Raw genomic sequence first — 18360 nt, 5'->3', positions numbered from 1 at the left:
CCCCAGCCAGAGGCGGGGCAGGGGGCTTTAGCGGCTGCGTTCAATCTCGATGCCGACGGCATCACAGTCGGCAAAGGCCTCGGGTTTGCTGGCGCGGATTTTAACGCGTTCCACGGTCGGGAAATCATTCTGGATGCGCTCAGCCAAGCGCTCTACCAGTGTTTCCAGCAGATTCGTGTGTTCCGTGGTGCTGACGTCGATCAGTGCCTCGCGCAGCTGACGGTAGTCCAACACGGTCCCGATGTCCTCGTCCTGAACGTCCTGCGTAATGGTGGTGTCGAATTCGGCATCAATATGCAGGGGCTGGCGGTGAACCAGTTCGTGGTCCAGCATGCCGATAGAGGCTTGCACCACCAGATTGTTGATGAATATACGGCGTGTAGTCATGGCAAAAACAAAGTAGCAGGCCCGCCATGGTTGGCGGGCCTGGAAAGAAGATCAGGACAGGCGGCTCAGGACGCATTCGTCCAGAGCAGGGCGTGCCAGTTGTAGCGTGAAGCAGTGTAGTTCATCGCGGCGGAAGGCGTGAACTTGTACGGTCTGGCCGGGCTCATAGGCTGCCAGCAGGCGCTCCAGGCTGGCGGTGTCACTGACACGCAAGCCGTCAATAGCGACCAGGGCATCACCGGCAGACAGCCCGGCTTGATGCGCTGCACCATCAGTAAATACCGTGGCCAGTTGGCATTGGCCTGCGCTTTGGCGCAAGCGGGCGTTCAGACTGGGCAGCTTGGAGGAGGCTTGCCATGCCAGCTTCAGGCCTTGTTCGGCCAGCCAGGGCTTCAGGGGCAGGTCCTCGCAGCCTTCCACATAGCGGGCAATGAAGTCTGTGGCGTCATAGCCAGTTGCCTCCAGAATCAGCGCTGGCATGGCGTCCTCTGGGATGCCGCGAGGCTTGCCTTGATAGAAGTCGCGCCCATAGCGTTCCCACATCAAGAGCATCACATCGTCCAACCCCTTGGCCTGCTGGGTATGGCTGCGAATGCACAGGTCCAGACCCAGTGCGATCAGGGCGCCCTTGCTGTAGTAGCTGACCAGTGCATTGGGCGAGTTCTCGTCCTGCTTGTAGTAACGAGTCCAGGCGTCAAAAGAGCTTTGTGCGGCGGACTGCTTGAAGCGGCCAGGGCCTCGTTCAACCGCATTGATATTCTTGGCCAGCAACTTGAGGTAATCGGCCTCGCTCAGCACGCCAGAGCGTAGCAGCATCAAATCGTCGTAGTACGAGGTGAAGCCTTCAAACACCCATAGCAAGCGGGTGTGGTTTTCACGGCTCAGGTCATAGGGTGCGAAGACGGCGGGCTTGATGCGTTTGACGTTCCAGGTATGGAAGTACTCATGGCTGACCAGGCCCAAAAAGGTCTGGTAGCCCGCGCTTTTCACCGATTTGTCCTGGCCCTGGGTAGGCAGGTCTCGACGCGAAGCCATCAGGGCGGTCGAGGCGCGATGCTCCAGTCCGCCGTAACCGTCATCGGTCACCATGGTCATGAACACGTAGCGCGAGCTGCAATCCAGGAAGGGCGCGCGACGGGTTTCAGGTTCGAAAAAGGCGATTTGCTCGGCACAGATTTTCTCTATGTCACGGGCAATGCGGGGCAGGTCCAGGTTCGGGATGACGCCAGTAAAGACCAGTTCGTGTTCAGCGCCGTGGGCAAAGAAGCTGATGACCTGGGGAGTGCCCATTTCAATGGGGTGGTCGATCAGCTCGTCGTAATTGCTGGCGCGGTACAGGCCAAAACCATAGCGCTCTGCCGCGCCTGGAATGCCGGTGGCCTCGGGCAGGCTGGTGTAAACCTGCCAGTCTTCCATGTCCTCGTTGGACACCAGTTCCAGCAGGCAAGGCTGTTCAGTCTGGCCCTCAACGGCCAGCAGGGCGCTGGTGCCATTAAAGAAAGCATGGGTCTGATCAATATGCGCGCCTCGTACGGACAGGTCCCAGGCATAGACCTGGTACTGAATGCTCAAGGGGCCCTCGCAGGGTTCGCACTGCCAGCGATGGTTGTCCAGCTTGCGGATGGAAACCGGCTTTTCGCCGGAGAAGGCGGCTATGCTTTCGATCTGACGCGAGAAGTCGCGGATCAGGTAGCTGCCAGGGATCCAGGCCGGAAGGCTCAAGATCTGGCCATCTGTTTGGGGGGAAGTGATCTGTATCTGGACAGTCAGGCGGTGGCCGGCGAGATCTGTCGGCTCGGCACGGTAAAGTACGGGTGTAGGTTCCATTCCCCTATTCTATTTAATTTTTCTGGGAGTCAGCATGAACGAACCCTTAGTCAAAGCAGAGGTGCATGGTCGTGTTGCTTTATTGACATTAAATCGGCCCAAGGCTTTGAATGCGCTCAATAACGAGCTGATCGCCGAGTTGTATGCCCTGTTAAAGAAATACGATGCCGACAACGAAATCGGTTGTATCGTGCTGACCGGTAACGAAAAAGCCTTTGCTGCCGGTGCCGATATCGGCGCCATGAAAGACTGGAATTACCACGATGTCAGCTCCCAGGACTATCTGGGTGGCCAGTGGGAAGAACTGCGCCGTTTCCGCAAGCCCATTATTGCCGCCGTCGCTGGCTATGCCTTGGGCGGTGGCTGCGAACTGGCCATGCTGTGCGACTTCATCATTGCCGCTGATTCGGCTCGTTTCGGTCAGCCAGAAATCAAGCTGGGCGTCATCCCCGGTTTCGGTGGTACGCAGCGTCTGCCCCGCGCCGTGGGCAAGGCCAAGGCCATGGATCTGATCCTGACTTCGCGCATGATGAATGCCGAAGAGGCCGAGCGCTCTGGTCTGGTGTCGCGCGTGGTGCCTGCCGACAAGCTGATTGAAGAGGCATTGGACGCCGCCACGGTTATTTCCAGCATGTCCCTGCCGTCTGTCCTGATGGCCAAGGAGTGCGTGAACCGTGCTTTTGAATCGTCGCTGGAAGAAGGTCTGCTGTTCGAGCGCCGCAACTTCCATGGCTTGTTTGCCACAGAGGATCAGAAGGAAGGCATGCGTGCCTTTGTCGAGAAGCGCAAGCCCGAGTTCAAGCACCGCTAAGTTTCTCAATCGCTGATAAAACAAGGGGTGTGTTGTAAAATTGCTGCACTGCAATGTTACAAAATAAGCTTACCCCTTGATGCCATTGAGATTGCGTAAATCAGCCTTGCATTAAGTATCAAACAAGCAAGGCTGAATTTGCTTACAACAAAAAAAAGACGCTATACTTTATGGGTTTGACGACACCGGCTTTTGAAAGGGGCCGATAATATTGCGCGGATGGATTGGCCAAGGCCTTTGCAGTACATCCACCCACACAACGTTATCTGATTGTTTCCTACTATGAATCAGCCGATTTATCAGCAGACAGGCACCACAGCCACGGTGCAGGCAGCAGGGGACAAGCCACCATTTCCGGAACCCGTAGTACTTACGCCCGAGCAACGTAGCCGCATGGCTCGCCGGGCAGGGCAAGGAATTGTGCGCGCACTTGTTGCCCAGGCTTTTATGGGTCTGGTGGCAATTGGCCTGTCGGCATGGATTTCCGGCGCATATGCAGCAGCCTCAGCACTGATTGGTGCGGCTGCTTATTTTGTGCCTAACGCATTGTTCGCATTGCGTCTTTTGCTGGGTTTGATGGGCGGCGGCAACGCCGGGGCGCTTTCCTTCTTCTGGGGGGAGGCGTTCAAACTCGGTTTTGCGGTATTGACACTGGCAACGGCTGCCATGGCAAACACGGGCTGGTTAGTTTGGCCTGCCTTGCTCTTTGGCCTGCTGTGTGTCTTGAAGGGATATGTGCTGCTGCTGTTTTTCCGCAAGCTGCCATAACGAATTTTTGTTTCACGGGCTCGTCCCATAACGTATACATCACAGGGTAAATACAGATGGCTGCTGCTAGTGATATTTCGCCTCAGTCAGGGTACATCCAGCATCACTTGGTTCACTTGAACAACTTGGGTGAAAAACAGGATGTTCTGGCCAACTTCGGTGTCATTAACTACGACTCCATGTTCTGGTCCCTGCTGATGGGTCTGGTTGTGGTTTTCTTTCTGTGGCGCGCCGCTTCGGCCGCAACAGCCGGCGTACCAGGCCGCTTGCAGTCTTTTGTAGAAATGCTGGTCGATTGGGTTGAAGACCAGGCCAAATCCATCGTTCCTAACGCTGAGTCCCGGAAGTTCGTCTCGCCCCTGGCGTTGACCGTGTTCCTGTGGATCGTCATGATGAACGTGCTGGACTTGCTGCCCGTTGATGGTCTGGGCTGGATCTTCATCCAGACCGGTCTGGCCGCCGAACATGGCGACCCTCTGTACTACCACCGTATTTTGCCAACCGCTGACTTGAACGTGCCTATGGGCATGTCCATGGGCGTGCTGCTGCTGATGTTCTACTACGGCATCAAGATCAAGCACCCCGGCGGCTTCGTCAAAGAGCTGTTTACTGCACCGTTCACTGCCACAGGCCTGATGGCTGTTGTGCTGGCACCTTTCAACTTCTTGCTGAACTGCATCGAATACGCGGCCAAGTCCGTGTCCTTGGGCATGCGGTTGTTCGGCAATATGTTTGCCGGTGAACTGGTTTTCATGTTGATCGCTCTGCTGGGTGGCGCATGGACAGGGTTTAATGGCGCCAGCCTGGGACTGGGTATCGGTCACATTCTGGCCGGTTCTGTGTGGGCAATCTTCCACATTCTGATTGTGTTGCTCCAGGCGTTCATCTTCATGATGCTCACCCTTGTCTATATTGGACAAGCACACGAAGGCCATTAATCCGATTCCGACTGGACAATGGTGTCTGGTTGGGGGGAGCAGGCCTGGCCTGCTAACGCTTTGATTTTTTTGAATTACACCTGATTTTTAACCAAGGAGTTGTCATGACCAACGTAGCTCTCGTTGCTCTTGCTTGCGGTATCATCATCGGTCTGGGCGCTTTTGGCGCTTGCATTGGTATCGCCCTGATGGGTGGTAAATATCTGGAAGCATCGGCTCGTCAGCCTGAACTGATGAACGCTCTGCAAACCAAGATGTTCCTGTTGGCCGGTCTGATCGATGCTGCTTTCCTGATCGGTGTCGGTATCGCCATGTTGTTTGCATTCGCCAACCCATTCGTTGGGTAATAAGGCGAGTCCGTTGCCGCTTTTGGCAGACGGGCAGGCAGTCGTCGTTAGCGGTGTGTTGCTCGGTTTGATCATGCACCGCTTGTCGACTTGAACATACATGTGTCAGGACGCATACCGCTTCCTACACACGTGGTATTGAAGGGATACGACCGTGAATTTAAACGCGACTCTCTTTTTTCAGATGATCGTGTTTTTCGTTTTGGCCTGGTTTACGATGAAATTCGTATGGCCGCCACTGACGAAAGCAATCGATGATCGTCGTCAGAAAATCGCTGATGGTTTGGCTGCTGCCGATAAAGGCAAGGCCGATCTGGCACAGGCCCAAGCGCGTATCAGCCTGATGGACGCTTCGGCCAAGTCCGAAAACCATCAACGCATTGTCGACGCTGAAAAACAAGCGACTGCTCTTTTGGAGCAAGCTCGTCGTGAAGCCGAAGCCGAAAAAGCCCGCATTATTGCGCAGGCCCAGCAAGACGCTAACCAGGAAGTGCAACGCGTACGTGAAGGTCTGCGTAGCGAAGTGGCTGCCTTGGCTGTCAAGGGTGCCGAGCAAATCTTGCGACGCGAAGTTGACGCGAATGCGCACGCCCAGCTGCTCGAGCAGCTCAAGGCAGAACTTTAACATCAAGGCAGGCCATGGCTGAACTATCGACTATTGCCAGACCTTACGCCGAAGCCCTGTTCGCCGCCGTACGCGACGACAGCCAGGGCCTCGAATCGTGGTCGGCCCTGTTGTCCGAAATGGCTCAGGTGGCCGGTCTCCACGATGTGCGCGAGGCACTGAACGATCCGCGCCTGAATAACGGGCAGCGACTCGAACTCTTTACGGGCCTGGTTAAGTCACAGGTCACCGAAAAGGCTCGCAACTTTCTTCAATTGTTGGTGGATAACCAGCGCATCTTGCTGTTGCCACAAATTGCAGAACAGTTTGATCTATTGAAACACCAACTCGAAGGCACGGCGCAGGCACAGATTATCAGTGCTTTCCCGATGGCTGAGGCTCAGGTTGCTGAGCTGACCGCTGGGCTGGAGAAAAAGTTTGGCCTGAAGCTAAAACCGACTGTGACCGTCGACGCTGACCTTATCGGCGGTATTCGGGTGATTGTTGGTGACCAGGTGCTCGACACTTCCGTGCAGGCCCGGCTGGCCAGCATGCGCGATACGCTGACCGCATAGCGCGAGTCAGTAAACAGGATTTCAGGAGTCTGAACATGCAACTTAATCCGTCCGAGATCAGCGAACTGCTCAAGAGCCGCATCGAAGGCCTGGGTGCGTCGACTGACGTTCGTACACAAGGCACGGTCGTATCCGTGACCGACGGTATTACGCGCATCCACGGTTTGTCCGATGTGATGCAGGGCGAAATGCTCGAATTTCCGAACAACACGTTCGGTCTGGCCCTTAACCTCGAGCGCGACTCTGTCGGCGCCGTGATTCTGGGTGAATACACAGGTGTTTCCGAAGGCGACGCAGTTAAAACAACTGGCCGTATTCTGGAAGTACCCGTTGGCCCCGAACTGCTGGGTCGTGTGGTTGATACTCTGGGTATGCCTATCGACGGCAAGGGCCCGATCAACGCCAAGATGACTGACGTCATCGAGAAAGTGGCTCCTGGCGTTATCGCCCGTGAGTCCGTCTCCCAGCCCATGCAGACCGGCACGAAAGCCGTGGACTCCATGGTGCCAATCGGCCGTGGTCAGCGCGAACTGATCATTGGTGACCGTCAGACCGGTAAAACTGCCGTGGCTGTGGACACCATCATTGCTCAAAAGGGCAATGGCGTTAAATGTATCTACGTTGCCGTGGGCCAAAAAGCCTCCACGATCAACAACGTGGTGCGCAAGCTCGAAGAGCACGGTGCTCTGGAGTACACGATTGTTGTGGCCGCCTCGGCTTCCGAGTCCGCCGCCATGCAATACCTGGCTCCTTACTCCGGTTGCACCATGGGTGAATACTTCCGTGATCGTGGCGAAGACGCCCTGATCATTTATGACGACTTGACCAAGCAAGCTTGGGCCTACCGTCAAGTATCCCTGTTGCTGCGTCGCCCACCAGGCCGTGAAGCCTACCCCGGTGACGTGTTCTACCTGCACTCCCGTCTGCTCGAGCGCGCTGCTCGTGTGAACGCCGAGTACGTAGAAAAATTCACTAACGGTGAAGTGAAAGGCAAGACCGGTTCGTTGACCGCACTGCCTATCATTGAAACGCAAGCCGGTGACGTTTCTGCTTTCGTTCCAACCAACGTGATTTCGATTACTGACGGTCAGATCTTCCTGGAGTCCGACCTGTTCAACGCTGGTGTTCGTCCCGCTATTAACGCCGGTATTTCGGTGTCCCGCGTGGGTGGCGCTGCTCAAACCAAGGTCATCAAGAAGCTGTCCGGCGGTATTCGTACCGACTTGGCTCAGTACCGTGAATTGGCTGCGTTTGCTCAGTTCGCTTCCGACCTGGATGACGCAACCCGTCGCCAGCTGGAACGTGGTAAGCGGGTGGTCGAACTGCTCAAGCAACCCCAGTACCAGCCTCTGGCTGTGTGGGAACTGGCCGTGAGCCTGTACGCTGTGAACAACGGTTACTTCGACGATCTGGAAGTCGCTCAGGTTCTGCCTTTCGAGAAAGGCCTGAAAGACCACCTGCGCAGCAAGTTCGCTGCCCTGGTTGAGCGTATCGAAAGCAAGAAGGAACTGGTTAAAGAAGACGAGGCTGAGTTGGTTACAGCCATCCAGGACTTCAAAAAGCACGGCGCTTTCTAATCATTGTTGGCAGGCGCCGGAAACCCCGGCGTCATGATTAGCGGGAGTCGACAGCCTAGTCTGGCTCCCGATAATGCCCTTACAGGAAAGTGTGATGGCCGGAATCAAGGAAATTCGTACTAAGATCAAGAGCGTGCAAAACACGTCCAAGATCACCAAAGCCATGGAGATGGTGGCGGCATCCAAGATGCGCAAGGCGCAAGAGCGGATGCGTGCTGGCCGTCCCTATGCAGACAAGGTGCGCGAGATTGCTTCGCATCTGATGCAGGCGCACCCCGACTACACTCACCCCTACATGGTTGAGCCTGCCGAAGTCAAATCGGTAGGCATCGTGGTTGTCAGCACGGACAAAGGTCTGTGTGGCGGCCTGAACACCAATATTCTGCGTCTGGTACTTGCGCGTGTTCGCGAGTTTGAGGACAAGGGTATTAAGGTTCAGACGACGGCTCTGGGTGGTAAAGCTGCTGGAACATTGGCGCGTGTTGGTGCCAATCTGGTTTCTCAGGAAGTGGGTTTGGGCGACGCGCCTAACCTGGAACGTCTGATTGGCGCCATCAAGGTGCAGATCGACGACTTCGTGGAAGGCCGCATTGATGCTGTTTATCTGGCGACCAGCCGCTTTGTCAATACGATGAAGCAGGACCCAACATTTATTCGCTTGCTGCCTCTGCCTTCCGGTCTGAAAGATCCTTTCCAGGCTGGTGATCAGGTAGTCGCGCAAGAAAGCGTCAACTCTTCCGAATACGGTTGGGATTACATCTACGAACCCGATGCCAAGTCGGTTATTGATGACTTGTTGCTGCGTTACGTAGAGGGTCTGGTGTATCAGGCCGTTGCCGAGAACATGGCCTCCGAGCAGTCTGCTCGTATGGTGGCGATGAAAGCCGCTTCGGACAACGCCAAGACCGTTATTGCCGATCTTCAGCTGGTCTATAACAAGACCCGCCAGGCAGCGATTACGAAAGAAATCTCTGAAATCGTGGGGGGTGCCGCCGCTGTGTAATCACGGCAAGGCACACCATCAAAGTTATATTGCAAGGACTCAACATGAGCAACGGTACCATCGTTCAGTGCATCGGCGCCGTGGTGGATATTCAGTTCCCCCGCGACAGCATCCCTAAAGTCTACGAAGCATTGACGCTCGTTGACGAAAGTTCGGCTTTCGCAGAAAAAGGCCTGACTTTTGAAGTACAGCAACAATTGGGTGACGGTGTAGTTCGCACCATCGCCATGGGTTCCAGCGACGGCCTGCGCCGCGGTATGGAAGTGGCCGGTTCGGGCGCTCCCATCTCCGTACCTGTGGGTGTCGGCACCCTGGGTCGCATTATGGACGTTCTAGGTCGCCCCATTGACGAAGTCGGTCCTATTCAGTCTGACGAGCGTCGCGCCATTCACCAGCCTGCGCCTACTTTCGACGAACTGTCGCCTTCCGTAGAGCTGCTGGAAACCGGCATTAAAGTGATTGACCTGGTTTGCCCGTTCGCCAAGGGTGGTAAGGTTGGTCTGTTCGGTGGTGCCGGTGTGGGCAAGACCGTGAACATGCTGGAGCTGATCAACAACATCGCCAAGGCACACAGCGGTCTGTCCGTGTTTGCCGGTGTGGGTGAGCGTACCCGTGAAGGTAACGACTTCTACCACGAAATGGCCGATGCTGGCGTTATCCAGATGGATAACCTGAGCGAGTCCAAAGTGGCCATGGTGTTCGGTCAGATGAACGAACCTCCAGGCAACCGTCTGCGTGTGGCACTGTCCGGTCTGACCATGGCCGAGAAGTTCCGTGACGAAGGCCGTGACATCCTGTTCTTTGTGGACAACATTTACCGCTACACGTTAGCCGGTACCGAAGTGTCCGCTTTGCTGGGTCGTATGCCTTCCGCAGTGGGTTACCAGCCTACGCTGGCCGAGGAAATGGGTAAGCTGCAAGAGCGTATTACCTCCACCAAGACCGGTTCGATTACGTCCATCCAGGCCGTTTACGTTCCAGCCGATGACTTGACTGACCCATCGCCTGCTACGACCTTCTTGCACTTGGACTCCACCGTTGTGTTGTCGCGTGACATTGCTGCTCTGGGTATTTACCCCGCTGTGGACCCTCTGGACTCCACCAGCCGTCAGCTGGATCCACAAATTGTGGGCGAAGAGCACTACGCAGTGGCTCGCGGTGTTCAGCAAACGCTGCAGCGCTACAAGGAATTGCGTGACATTATCGCGATTCTGGGTATGGACGAGCTGTCTCCAGAAGACAAGCAGGCTGTTGCCCGCGCTCGTAAGATCCAGCGCTTCCTGTCTCAGCCTTTCCACGTGGCAGAAGTGTTTACCGGCTCGCCTGGTAAGTACGTTCCACTGGCTGAAACCCTGCGCGGCTTCAAGATGATCGTCGACGGCGAGTGTGATGCACTGCCAGAACAGGCGTTCTACATGGTCGGTTCGATCGACGAGGCTTTCGAAAAAGCCAAGACTATTCAGTAATAAGGATTACTCATGGCTAAGCTTCATGTTGACGTGGTTAGTGCTGAAGAATCGATCTTTGCTGGTGAAGCAAAGTTCGTGGCACTGCCCGGCGAGGCTGGGGAGCTGGGTATTTTGCCCGGTCACACTCCACTGATCTCGCGGATTCGTCCCGGCACGCTGAAGATCGTTATGGACGATGGCAGCGAAGAGCATATCTTTGTCGCTGGCGGCATACTCGAGGTTCAGCCTGGGAAAGTCACTGTATTGTCGGATACCGCGATTCGCGCACAAGACCTGGATGAAGCAAAGGCGCTGGAAGCCCGCAAGCATGCGGAAGAAGCCCTGCGTAACACCAAGGACAAGGCCGATATCGCTGTTGTGGAAGCCGAGCTGGCCATGCTGGCCGCTCAAGCTGCCGCAGCACGTCGCTTGAGCAACGCGCGCAAGCACTAAGCTCAAGAGTCGGTAGCATCCGTGAAAAAGCCACCCTTAGGGGTGGCTTTTTTGCGTCTGAAGCAGCTGGACGGATGGGCTAGAAATTCTAATTTTCTGGTAGCAACAGCAACAGCAACAGCAACAGCAACAGCAACAGCAACAGCAACAGTAACCAACCACCTGAGTTGCGACTGTGTCAGAGGTATAGGTAGAGACTCCTAGTGGCGGTCGGTGTACCTGATTGACCGAACTCGGCTACTGCAGCGCAGACTAAACGCATCATCAGCTTTGTTTGCAGCACCGATGCGGCTTGGTTCACTACATCTGTTTCAGGGCAAGCAGACTTTGCTCGATACCGTGTTGCCAGTTTCTTTCTATATGTTCTGTACCGAGCAAAGCATCCAGCCTGTCTTGCTGCAGGCTGGAGTGCGCCGGCCGCTTGGCAGGTGTTGGGTACTGGCTGGTAGAGATGGCGGTCAGCCGTGGTGCTTGAGTCAGCAGGTCAAGTCTGACGGCCTGATCAAAGATTTCCTGAGCGAAGCCATACCAGCTTACAGAGGGCTGGCCGGCAAAATGGTAGATGCCTGATGGAGACAGTAGCTTGTCGCCGCCCTTCTGTTTGGATTGGCAAAGCCGTTCTGCCAGCTGGAGTAATACGTGAGCAATATGCGGCGCGTAGCTGGGGCCACCAACCTGATCATCCACAATGCTCAGTTCGGTGCGTTCATTACCCAAGCGAAGCATGGTCTTCAAAAAGTTGTTTCCGAACTGACTGAACACCCAGCTGGTGCGTAAAATGACGGCCGAGGGCAGGGCAGCCAGGACTGCTTGTTCACCTGCCAATTTGCTTTGTCCATAGATACTGGCAGGCTGCGTAGGGGCATCTTCGGTATAGGGCTGCTTTGCCAGACCGTCAAAAACATAGTCTGTAGACACGTGTATCAGCCCTATGCCACGTTCGGCGCAGACAGATGCTAGAAGGCCGGTGGCTATACCGTTGATCAGATGTGCTGGCTCTGGCTCGGACTCAGCCTTGTCGACTGCGGTGTAGGCAGCCGTGTTGATGACGACATTGGGACGATGTTGTTCCAATGCTAAAGCAATGGAGTCGGCTTGAGTAATGTCCAGCTCAGCACGTCCAAGCATGACAAGCTCGACTCTTGGGTCAGGGGCCACGCTTAAGCATCCGAAGGACTGACCTAGTTGACCGTGAGCCCCTGTAATCAGGATGGTAGGACGTGTCATGGACTCAGGCCTGGCCTTGGGCGACGAGCTGGCTCAGCACAGGATAGTGTTTGTCCTTCTCGGATAATTGAGGGTTCTGAATGGGCCAATCTATTGCTATCTCAGGGCAGTCCCAAGCCAGCCCGCCTTCGTCCTGTGGGAAGTAAAAGTCGGTACATTTGTAGCTGAAGTCGGCAAAGTCTGATAGCACACAAAAACCGTGAGCATAGCCTGGGGGGATCCACAGCTGCTTGTGATTCGATTCGCTCAGTTCAACACCGACATACTGGCCAAAAGTGGATGAGTCTGGCTGTATATCTACGACCACATCGTATACTGCTCCCCGACTGACGCTAACCAGCTTGCCTTGAGGCCGGGTTTTCTGAAAATGCAGCCCCCGTAGCACCCCCTTTTCAGAACGTGAAAAGTTGTCTTGCACAAAGGGAAGGCTGATCCCCGCTTGCTCTTGATAGCGTTGCTGATGATAGGTTTCTTTGAAGAATCCTCGTTCGTCACCAAAAACAGTAGGTTCAATAATCAGAACGCCCGCCAGGCGAGTGGGATATATGGTCATGTCGATGTGGGGGTGAGGTGCTTGAGTTGCCGCGTCAATCCAAAGTCGGGCAAAGGTGCGCAGCGCCAGTGCTTCTAAGACCAGCATGAGATTGTAAATCGCTGGTAGCGAGTATGCGCCGCTGATGGAAATTGTATCTATTTGGGTTTTTTTTAGCTATTGTGGATAGCTTGGTAAAACACTGGACGACAGCAGGATGGTGGTTTTTATTCGCTCGTACTTACGCCACGTGGATGGCAAACTCGCCAAGTATTTGAAGGTCCTGGATGAGGCCCAAATTCCTTATCACTTTGTGGGGTGGGAGCGTGGTACGGTTCCGGCACAAAAAAACAGCAACGATACCTATTATTCGCGCCCGGCCGCCTTAGGTGCCGGGTGGCGCAGCCTGATTGGTATTTTTTTCTGGAACCTGTTTGTATTGCGTTGGTTGCTCAAGAACAACCGTAACGTAGATCTGGTCCATGCGATGGATCTGGATACGGCTATGGCTGTAAAGGTATATGCTGCTTTATGCCGCAAGCCATGGATTTTTGATGTCTACGACAAGTACAGCTCGCTGCGTTATTTTCCTGGGGCGTTGGGCAGTTGGGTCGATAAGTTGGAGAACTACCTGTTGAAGACTGCCAATGCAGGGATTTTGGCTGATCCCTGCAGGTTTGAGCAACACGGGCTGAGCCCCGGGGCGCTGCCTTCTGTCATGGTGCTGGAGAACGTACCTCAGAAATCAGAGGTGCAGGAGTACGCGCCTGTGTCGGACCAACAGCCTCTCAAAATTGCTTATTTTGGTGTGCTGGAGGCCAAAAATCGAGGCCTGGAAGATTTGTTGGCTGTCTGTGAACAATTTCCGGCCTGTGAGTTGCATGTGGCTGGCTATGGCCCGCTGGCTGACTTGTTTATGCGGTCGGCTCAACAATATTCACATATCCATTACTACGGGGCTCAAAGTTCGGTGCAAGGGCTACAGATAATGCAGTCCTGCCAGATTGTGGTGGGGATGTACTACAAACGAGTGCCTAATCATTTATTTGCAGCACCGAATAAGTACTACGAGCATCTGATGCTGGGGCGGGCCATGCTCACTACAGCGGGAATTCCAACGGCAGATAAAGTCCGTGCTCATCAGACGGGCTGGGCTGTTGAGGAAGGTCAGTCGGCGATTGCAGAGTGGTTGCAGGGGCTGGATATGCAGCAGATTCAGGCTGCGGCCGCACGTGCCCGCCAGGTATGGCAGGACCAGTACGCAGATTATCTTGACCAGCATTATGCTGGTCAGTATTTGCAAACGGTCCGAGCCTTGCGACGGGTTTAATTACTATAGGTTTAAGCTGTTTTTTCCGACTCGGGCTCATCTTGCAACAGCTTGTACAAGTATTGACCATATTCGGTTTTCGCTAGGGCTTGTGCTTGTTGCTTCAGTTCTGTGCGACTTAGCCACCCTTGCCTGAAACCGATCTCTTCCAGGCAAGCGACTTTCAAGCCTTGGCGATGTTCGATAGTACGAACAAAACTTCCCGCCTCTTGCAGGCTTTCGTGCGTGCCTGTGTCCAGCCAGGCAAAGCCTCGGCCCAGCAGGCTGACATGCAAGCTGTTCTGTTGCAGGTAGGCGTTGTTGACATCCGTAATTTCCAGTTCGCCCCGCGCCGAAGGGCGTACCTGCCGTGCAATATCAACGACCGAGTTATCGTAAAAGTACAAGCCTGTTACCGCGAAGTTTGACTTCGGCTGCTGGGGCTTCTCTTCAATAGAAATTGCTTTGCCTTGTGGATCGAACTCCACCACACCAAACCGCTCGGGATCACTGACTTGATAGCCAAAAATAGTGGCACCCTGCTCACGCTGGGCTGCTTCTTTCAGCATCTGGCTGAAACCGTAGCCGTAAAAAATATTGTCGCCCAGGATCAGGCTGACGCGATCAGACCCAATAAAGTTGGCGCCAATCAGAAAAGCTTGCGCCAGACCGTCGGGGGAGGGTTGCTCCGCGTAACTAAGCTGGATACCGAATTTGCCGCCATCACCTAGCAAGGTGCGAAAGCTGGGCAGGTCGGTAGGGGTAGAAATAATCAGGATTTCCCGTATGCCCGCCAACATCAGCACGGACAAGGGGTAGTAGATCATGGGCTTGTCATAGATAGGCAATAGCTGTTTGGAAACACCCAGGGTAATAGGGTGCAAGCGGGTTCCAGACCCACCGGCGAGAATAATGCCTTTCATGATTCTGTTTGACCTAAGCGATGGAGCTGATAACGGCCGTTCAGGATGCGCTCCCACCAGCCGGAATTCTCTAAATACCATTGGACGGTTTTGCGTAGGCCCGTCTCAAAGGTCTCCTGCGGTTTCCAGCCGAGTTCCCGCTCGATTTTACCGGCGTCGATCGCGTAGCGTTGATCATGCCCAGGTCGGTCCTGGACGAAGGTGATCAGGTCGGCGTAGTGTTGCAGGCCCTTGGGCTTTTCCGGGGCCAACTCTTCAAGCAAGGTGCAGATTTGCTGCACCACGTGAATGTTTTGTTGCTCGTTATGGCCACCGATATTGTAGGTTTCTCCTACCTGGCCTTTTTCCAGCACCGTTAGCAGAGCGCGGACATGGTCTTCCACGTATAGCCAATCCCGGATCTGTTTGCCTTCTCCGTAGACGGGCAGAGCCTGTGCTTTAAGGGCATTCAGGATCATGTGTGGAATCAGTTTTTCGGGGAAGTGATAGGGCCCGTAGTTGTTGGAGCAGTTGCTGATCAGGGTTGGCAGGCCATAACTACGTTGCCAAGCTCTGACCAGGTGGTCCGAGCTGGCTTTGCTGGCGGAGTAAGGTGAGCTGGGAGCGTAGGGTGTCGTTTCTACAAACAGATCGTCTGTATTGTGCAGGTCGCCATAGACCTCGTCAGTCGAGATGTGGTGAAAGCGGAAGCGCGATTTTTTGGGCTCCGGCAGTTCATTCCAATAGCGGCGGGCGCACTCCAAAAGGGTGCTTGTGCCAACGATATTGGTTTGTATAAATGCGGCGGGGCCATCCAGAGAGCGATCAACATGGGACTCAGCGGCCAGATGCATGATGGCGTCTGGTTGAAATTTCTGCAGGAGGGTTTGAATAGCTGCAGCATCTTGAATATCGTGCTGAGCGAATTGATACCGTGGGTCGTTCTGAACGGCTACCAGGGACTCCAGATTGCCTGCGTAAGTCAGCTTGTCGACATTAAGGACGTGGTGTTCTGTGGCCTGGATCAGGTGACGGACCAATGCTGAGCCAATAAAGCCGGCGCCACCGGTAACGAGAATATGCATGACGATAAAGTAGCGTTCCGTAAGGCTTAGCGATAACGATTAGCCAGAATTAAAAGGGCAAGGCAGTCTACGATAACCCGGCTGGTCCAGGCAATTGCGGCACCTAGCAAGCCTAAGTGGGAAATCAAGACATAGAGCAAAGCTATATATGGCAGGATCTCGGCCAAGTGCACATAGGCGGTAATGTGAGCGTGTCCCTTGGCTTGAATAACCGTGTAAGGGATCTGGGCGATGGCATTGAAAAAGAAGCCCACCAGCAAAATCTGTAGCAGGGGTACCGATTGTTCAACGTAGGCCTCACCCAGCCAAAGCAGGATAAGCCACTTTGCTCCAACGATGCCTGCCAAGCTGATCAGTCCACAGACTCCCAGTAGCAAGAGATACGTCAGACGAGTTTCTTGGCGAGTGTCCTTCTGTGCGCTGATCAAAGGGAAAATTACTCGGACCACGGCGCCTGGAATGTTCAATAAGCGTGTAATGGCTTCTGCGGGCGCTGTATAAAAGCTGACTGTGGTGGCGCCGTTCAGGTTGGACAGCAAGAAGCGATCAAAGTACACCATTAAAGGGCTGATCACGTTGCTGACTGTCAGCCAGCCGCCAAAACGTAGCAAACCATGAGCTTGTTGCCTGTCCCAGTGCCACAAGCCTTTGCGAAGAGAAGTGGGTAGAGCCCAGAAATAGGCCAATACGCAGGTAAACAGACGTCCGACGAACAGGCCCAATACAGCAAAGCTCAGGCTGGCCTGATACAGGATGGCCAGCAACGGCAGTATCGCGAGCAGCAGGCCGCTGAGGGTGCGCTGAATATTGACCTGCTTGAAGTCGGACAAGCCTTCGAGATATGACAGCCAGACTGCTTGCAAAAGCAGGAATGGCAAGCTGAGCGCCATCAGTCGAAAGGCGAACAGGCTGTCGGCGCGAAGGCCTGGGCTGATATTGAGCCATTGCACCAGCAAGGGGCTGAAAAGGAAAACCAGCGCTGCAGCGACACCGCTACTGAACAGGATCAGCAAGGTAGCAGTGCCCAGAATGGACTGGATCTGTTGAGTTTGCTTGTCTGCCATGGCAATGGCTCGGATCAAGGCGCGGCTGATCCCCAAGTCAAACATGCTGGCATAGCCAATTAAGGCAAAGAGCAGGGTGTAAATACCAAAAGGTTCCAGGCCCAAAATGCGCGCCATCATACCCATAGAGGGCAAGAAGGCGAACATGAGCACCATATAGGAGCTCAGATTCCAGAACGAATTACCTAATAGTTTTTTGGCAGACATAGCCTAAGGCTCAGACCGCAATTTGGCTTGATTGGGGTAAATCTGGCTCCAGAACAAGGCGATGCTGATCAGGAGGAACAGGAGCGTATTGTTGCGCTCCATCATGTTCTGAGTCAGGTTTGCCAGCGTGTAGATGGCGATAACAATGCTGCCACAGACAGCATAAGCGCGAGTATGTGGCTCAGAAGCATGCACACGCCGAATGAAACCATAAAAGCAGTACAGCAGAAGCAGTATCTGTAATAACAGCCCTGACAGCCCCAAATCCACCCAGGTTTCAATGTAGTTGTTATGCGAATTGGCCAAGTTCAGGACCACTGCATCAGCTTGTCCGGTTCTGACCAGCTCGGTGAGGGCCTGTTCGTGTTGTTGATAGGACCAGCCCGACAGGGGGCGTTCCTGGATCAGCTTCCAGTTGGCTTGCCAGATCGCAAACCTGGCTCCAATGGAGGTGTTGGAGTTGCCAGCCTCAAATTGTTCAATATCGTGTTGTGCCAGAGCGATACGCGATTGGATCGTATCGGTTTGCCAGAGAATGCTGGCGCTTAGGGCGGCGGCCAGCGAAAGAATCATCATGCCGCGTCGGAAATGCTGCTTGGGCAAGTAGACGTAGGAAAGGATCAAGAATACGACGGGCAGAGCAATCCAGCCGCCACGGCTACCGGCCAATAATGACAGCAAGAAACCGGCCAGGCAGCCCAGGAGTGAAACAAGAAGAATAGGGGTAGAACGCTGTGCCTGGCTAAGTTGGCTTAAGAAGGCCACCAGACAAAAGCAAGCCAAGCTTAGGGCAATATTGCCGAACTGGATGGCTCCGGTATAACCGTAGATCCGACCATCATGCAGCGGGCCGCCATACTGGGCGGGAATGATCCATAGGGCAGACAGGCTGGCCAGTGCAAAGCAAACCCAGATCACCCCGTTATGTAAACGCAGAGAGCTGAGCATGTAAAAGATGGGGACCAGTAATAGATAGCGGCTAAGCAGATCCAGCTGATTGCCCGGGTTTTGGTGCAAGAACCAAACCAGCAGCCCATTGGCAAAGACCAGTGCCAGTATCGTGTACAGGCCGCGGCTAATGCGTTGACTTCGCAAAGACTGGCAGGAGCGCAAAGAGTTCAGATACCAGCACAGAGTCGTGACCAGCAGCAGAATCACCCCTGCAGAATAAACATTACGGGTAGAGAGCAGGCTGATGAAAAACAGGCTTACGCCCAGGTGAGCAGCCGCATTAAATGAAAAAAGAGACTTGGATACGGGCTCGGACATAAGAGGGGGGAATGCCAAAATTTGCGG

The 18360-nt window shown here is 54.5% G+C and carries 19 protein-coding genes; 11 read left to right on the top strand and 8 right to left on the bottom strand.

The genetic code is table 11. The annotated features are described in order from the left end of the window. Window positions 1–27 precede the first annotated feature (27 nt). Entirely contained in the window at window positions 28–387 is a 360-nt protein-coding gene (gene folB, locus N879_RS14855; RefSeq protein ID WP_009464109.1) for a dihydroneopterin aldolase, read from the bottom strand. A 51-nt stretch (window positions 388–438) separates the two neighbouring features. Then, on the bottom strand, window positions 439–2214 hold the full coding sequence (locus N879_RS14850) for a M61 family metallopeptidase (protein ID WP_021447196.1): 1776 nt from the start codon (window positions 2212–2214) through the stop codon (window positions 439–441). Between the two features lie 34 nt (window positions 2215–2248). Here N879_RS14850 and N879_RS14845 point away from each other — a divergent pair, with 34 nt between their 5' ends. The 10 genes from N879_RS14845 (at window position 2249) to N879_RS14800 (ending at window position 10738) form a co-directional block, all read left to right on the top strand. Beyond that, window positions 2249–3025, top strand: a complete 777-nt coding sequence (locus N879_RS14845) for an enoyl-CoA hydratase (RefSeq protein WP_009464111.1) — start codon at window positions 2249–2251, stop codon at window positions 3023–3025. A gap of 282 nt (window positions 3026–3307) precedes the next feature. After that, a complete protein-coding gene (locus N879_RS14840) occupies window positions 3308–3793 on the top strand; it encodes an ATP synthase subunit I (protein WP_021447195.1) in 486 nt (161 codons plus the stop codon). Between the two features lie 56 nt (window positions 3794–3849). Beyond that, window positions 3850–4731 (top strand): F0F1 ATP synthase subunit A, encoded by an 882-nt coding sequence (gene atpB / locus N879_RS14835; RefSeq protein WP_009464115.1) that lies wholly within the window; start codon window positions 3850–3852, stop codon window positions 4729–4731. A gap of 104 nt (window positions 4732–4835) precedes the next feature. Then, complete coding sequence (atpE, locus tag N879_RS14830; RefSeq protein ID WP_009464117.1) at window positions 4836–5078, top strand: F0F1 ATP synthase subunit C; 243 nt, start codon at window positions 4836–4838, stop codon at window positions 5076–5078. A gap of 154 nt (window positions 5079–5232) precedes the next feature. Continuing rightward, the gene (locus tag N879_RS14825) at window positions 5233–5703 is read left to right on the top strand and encodes a F0F1 ATP synthase subunit B (RefSeq protein WP_009464119.1); all 471 of its coding nucleotides are present in this window, start codon (window positions 5233–5235) and stop codon (window positions 5701–5703) included. A 14-nt stretch (window positions 5704–5717) separates the two neighbouring features. Continuing rightward, complete coding sequence (locus N879_RS14820; protein WP_003805005.1) at window positions 5718–6257, top strand: F0F1 ATP synthase subunit delta; 540 nt, start codon at window positions 5718–5720, stop codon at window positions 6255–6257. A 35-nt stretch (window positions 6258–6292) separates the two neighbouring features. Further along, complete coding sequence (atpA, locus tag N879_RS14815) at window positions 6293–7834, top strand: F0F1 ATP synthase subunit alpha (RefSeq protein WP_003805007.1); 1542 nt, start codon at window positions 6293–6295, stop codon at window positions 7832–7834. A gap of 94 nt (window positions 7835–7928) precedes the next feature. Then, entirely contained in the window at window positions 7929–8837 is a 909-nt protein-coding gene (atpG, locus tag N879_RS14810) for a F0F1 ATP synthase subunit gamma (protein WP_003805009.1), read from the top strand. A 44-nt stretch (window positions 8838–8881) separates the two neighbouring features. Further along, window positions 8882–10303 (top strand): F0F1 ATP synthase subunit beta, encoded by a 1422-nt coding sequence (atpD, locus tag N879_RS14805; protein WP_003805012.1) that lies wholly within the window; start codon window positions 8882–8884, stop codon window positions 10301–10303. Between the two features lie 12 nt (window positions 10304–10315). Next, a complete protein-coding gene (locus N879_RS14800; RefSeq protein ID WP_009464130.1) occupies window positions 10316–10738 on the top strand; it encodes a F0F1 ATP synthase subunit epsilon in 423 nt (140 codons plus the stop codon). Between the two features lie 300 nt (window positions 10739–11038). Here the strand turns inward: N879_RS14800 and rfbD are convergent, their stop codons facing one another. Together rfbD and rfbC are read right to left on the bottom strand one after the other, a co-directional pair. Next, window positions 11039–11965 (bottom strand): dTDP-4-dehydrorhamnose reductase, encoded by a 927-nt coding sequence (rfbD, locus tag N879_RS14795; protein WP_041202954.1) that lies wholly within the window; start codon window positions 11963–11965, stop codon window positions 11039–11041. A gap of 4 nt (window positions 11966–11969) precedes the next feature. Next, window positions 11970–12518, bottom strand: coding sequence for a dTDP-4-dehydrorhamnose 3,5-epimerase (gene rfbC, locus N879_RS14790; RefSeq protein WP_031232895.1), 549 nt, complete (start codon window positions 12516–12518; stop codon window positions 11970–11972). Between the two features lie 196 nt (window positions 12519–12714). On the opposite strand from rfbC, the gene N879_RS14785 reads away from it, so the two are divergent. After that, entirely contained in the window at window positions 12715–13827 is a 1113-nt protein-coding gene (locus tag N879_RS14785) for a hypothetical protein (protein WP_009458562.1), read from the top strand. Between the two features lie 11 nt (window positions 13828–13838). Here N879_RS14785 and rfbA read toward each other — a convergent pair whose 3' ends face one another. Genes rfbA through N879_RS14765 form a run of 4 tightly spaced genes read right to left on the bottom strand, consistent with a single transcriptional unit; the run spans window position 13839 to window position 18333 of the window. Further along, entirely contained in the window at window positions 13839–14729 is an 891-nt protein-coding gene (gene rfbA / locus N879_RS14780; protein WP_021447192.1) for a glucose-1-phosphate thymidylyltransferase RfbA, read from the bottom strand. Next, entirely contained in the window at window positions 14726–15793 is a 1068-nt protein-coding gene (gene rfbB / locus N879_RS14775; protein WP_009458564.1) for a dTDP-glucose 4,6-dehydratase, read from the bottom strand. Before rfbB ends, rfbA begins: the two co-directional genes overlap by 4 nt. A gap of 26 nt (window positions 15794–15819) precedes the next feature. Then, on the bottom strand, window positions 15820–17064 hold the full coding sequence (locus N879_RS14770) for a flippase (protein ID WP_031232893.1): 1245 nt from the start codon (window positions 17062–17064) through the stop codon (window positions 15820–15822). Window positions 17065–17067: 3 nt separating this feature from the next. Next, window positions 17068–18333, bottom strand: a complete 1266-nt coding sequence (locus tag N879_RS14765; protein WP_021447191.1) for an O-antigen ligase family protein — start codon at window positions 18331–18333, stop codon at window positions 17068–17070. Window positions 18334–18360 lie beyond the last annotated feature (27 nt).

This window comes from Alcaligenes sp. EGD-AK7 (assembly GCF_000465875.3).
GTDB lineage: Bacteria > Pseudomonadota > Gammaproteobacteria > Burkholderiales > Burkholderiaceae_B > Alcaligenes > Alcaligenes phenolicus.
The sequence above is the reverse complement of the archived record's forward strand: the minus strand, read 5'-3'. Positions and strand labels throughout refer to the sequence as shown.

Coding starts and splice junctions, on each gene's coding strand:
- folB (WP_009464109.1), bottom strand. CDS start 387: ATGACTACACGCCGTATATTCATCAACAATCTGGTGGTGCAAGCCTCT.
- N879_RS14850 (WP_021447196.1), bottom strand. CDS start 2,214: ATGGAACCTACACCCGTACTTTACCGTGCCGAGCCGACAGATCTCGCC.
- N879_RS14845 (WP_009464111.1), top strand. CDS start 2,249: ATGAACGAACCCTTAGTCAAAGCAGAGGTGCATGGTCGTGTTGCTTTA.
- N879_RS14840 (WP_021447195.1), top strand. CDS start 3,308: ATGAATCAGCCGATTTATCAGCAGACAGGCACCACAGCCACGGTGCAG.
- atpB (WP_009464115.1), top strand. CDS start 3,850: ATGGCTGCTGCTAGTGATATTTCGCCTCAGTCAGGGTACATCCAGCAT.
- atpE (WP_009464117.1), top strand. CDS start 4,836: ATGACCAACGTAGCTCTCGTTGCTCTTGCTTGCGGTATCATCATCGGT.
- N879_RS14820 (WP_003805005.1), top strand. CDS start 5,718: ATGGCTGAACTATCGACTATTGCCAGACCTTACGCCGAAGCCCTGTTC.
- atpA (WP_003805007.1), top strand. CDS start 6,293: ATGCAACTTAATCCGTCCGAGATCAGCGAACTGCTCAAGAGCCGCATC.
- atpG (WP_003805009.1), top strand. CDS start 7,929: ATGGCCGGAATCAAGGAAATTCGTACTAAGATCAAGAGCGTGCAAAAC.
- atpD (WP_003805012.1), top strand. CDS start 8,882: ATGAGCAACGGTACCATCGTTCAGTGCATCGGCGCCGTGGTGGATATT.
- N879_RS14800 (WP_009464130.1), top strand. CDS start 10,316: ATGGCTAAGCTTCATGTTGACGTGGTTAGTGCTGAAGAATCGATCTTT.
- rfbD (WP_041202954.1), bottom strand. CDS start 11,965: ATGACACGTCCTACCATCCTGATTACAGGGGCTCACGGTCAACTAGGT.
- rfbC (WP_031232895.1), bottom strand. CDS start 12,518: ATGACCATATATCCCACTCGCCTGGCGGGCGTTCTGATTATTGAACCT.
- N879_RS14785 (WP_009458562.1), top strand. CDS start 12,715: ATGGTGGTTTTTATTCGCTCGTACTTACGCCACGTGGATGGCAAACTC.
- rfbA (WP_021447192.1), bottom strand. CDS start 14,729: ATGAAAGGCATTATTCTCGCCGGTGGGTCTGGAACCCGCTTGCACCCT.
- rfbB (WP_009458564.1), bottom strand. CDS start 15,793: ATGCATATTCTCGTTACCGGTGGCGCCGGCTTTATTGGCTCAGCATTG.
- N879_RS14770 (WP_031232893.1), bottom strand. CDS start 17,064: ATGTCTGCCAAAAAACTATTAGGTAATTCGTTCTGGAATCTGAGCTCC.
- N879_RS14765 (WP_021447191.1), bottom strand. CDS start 18,333: ATGTCCGAGCCCGTATCCAAGTCTCTTTTTTCATTTAATGCGGCTGCT.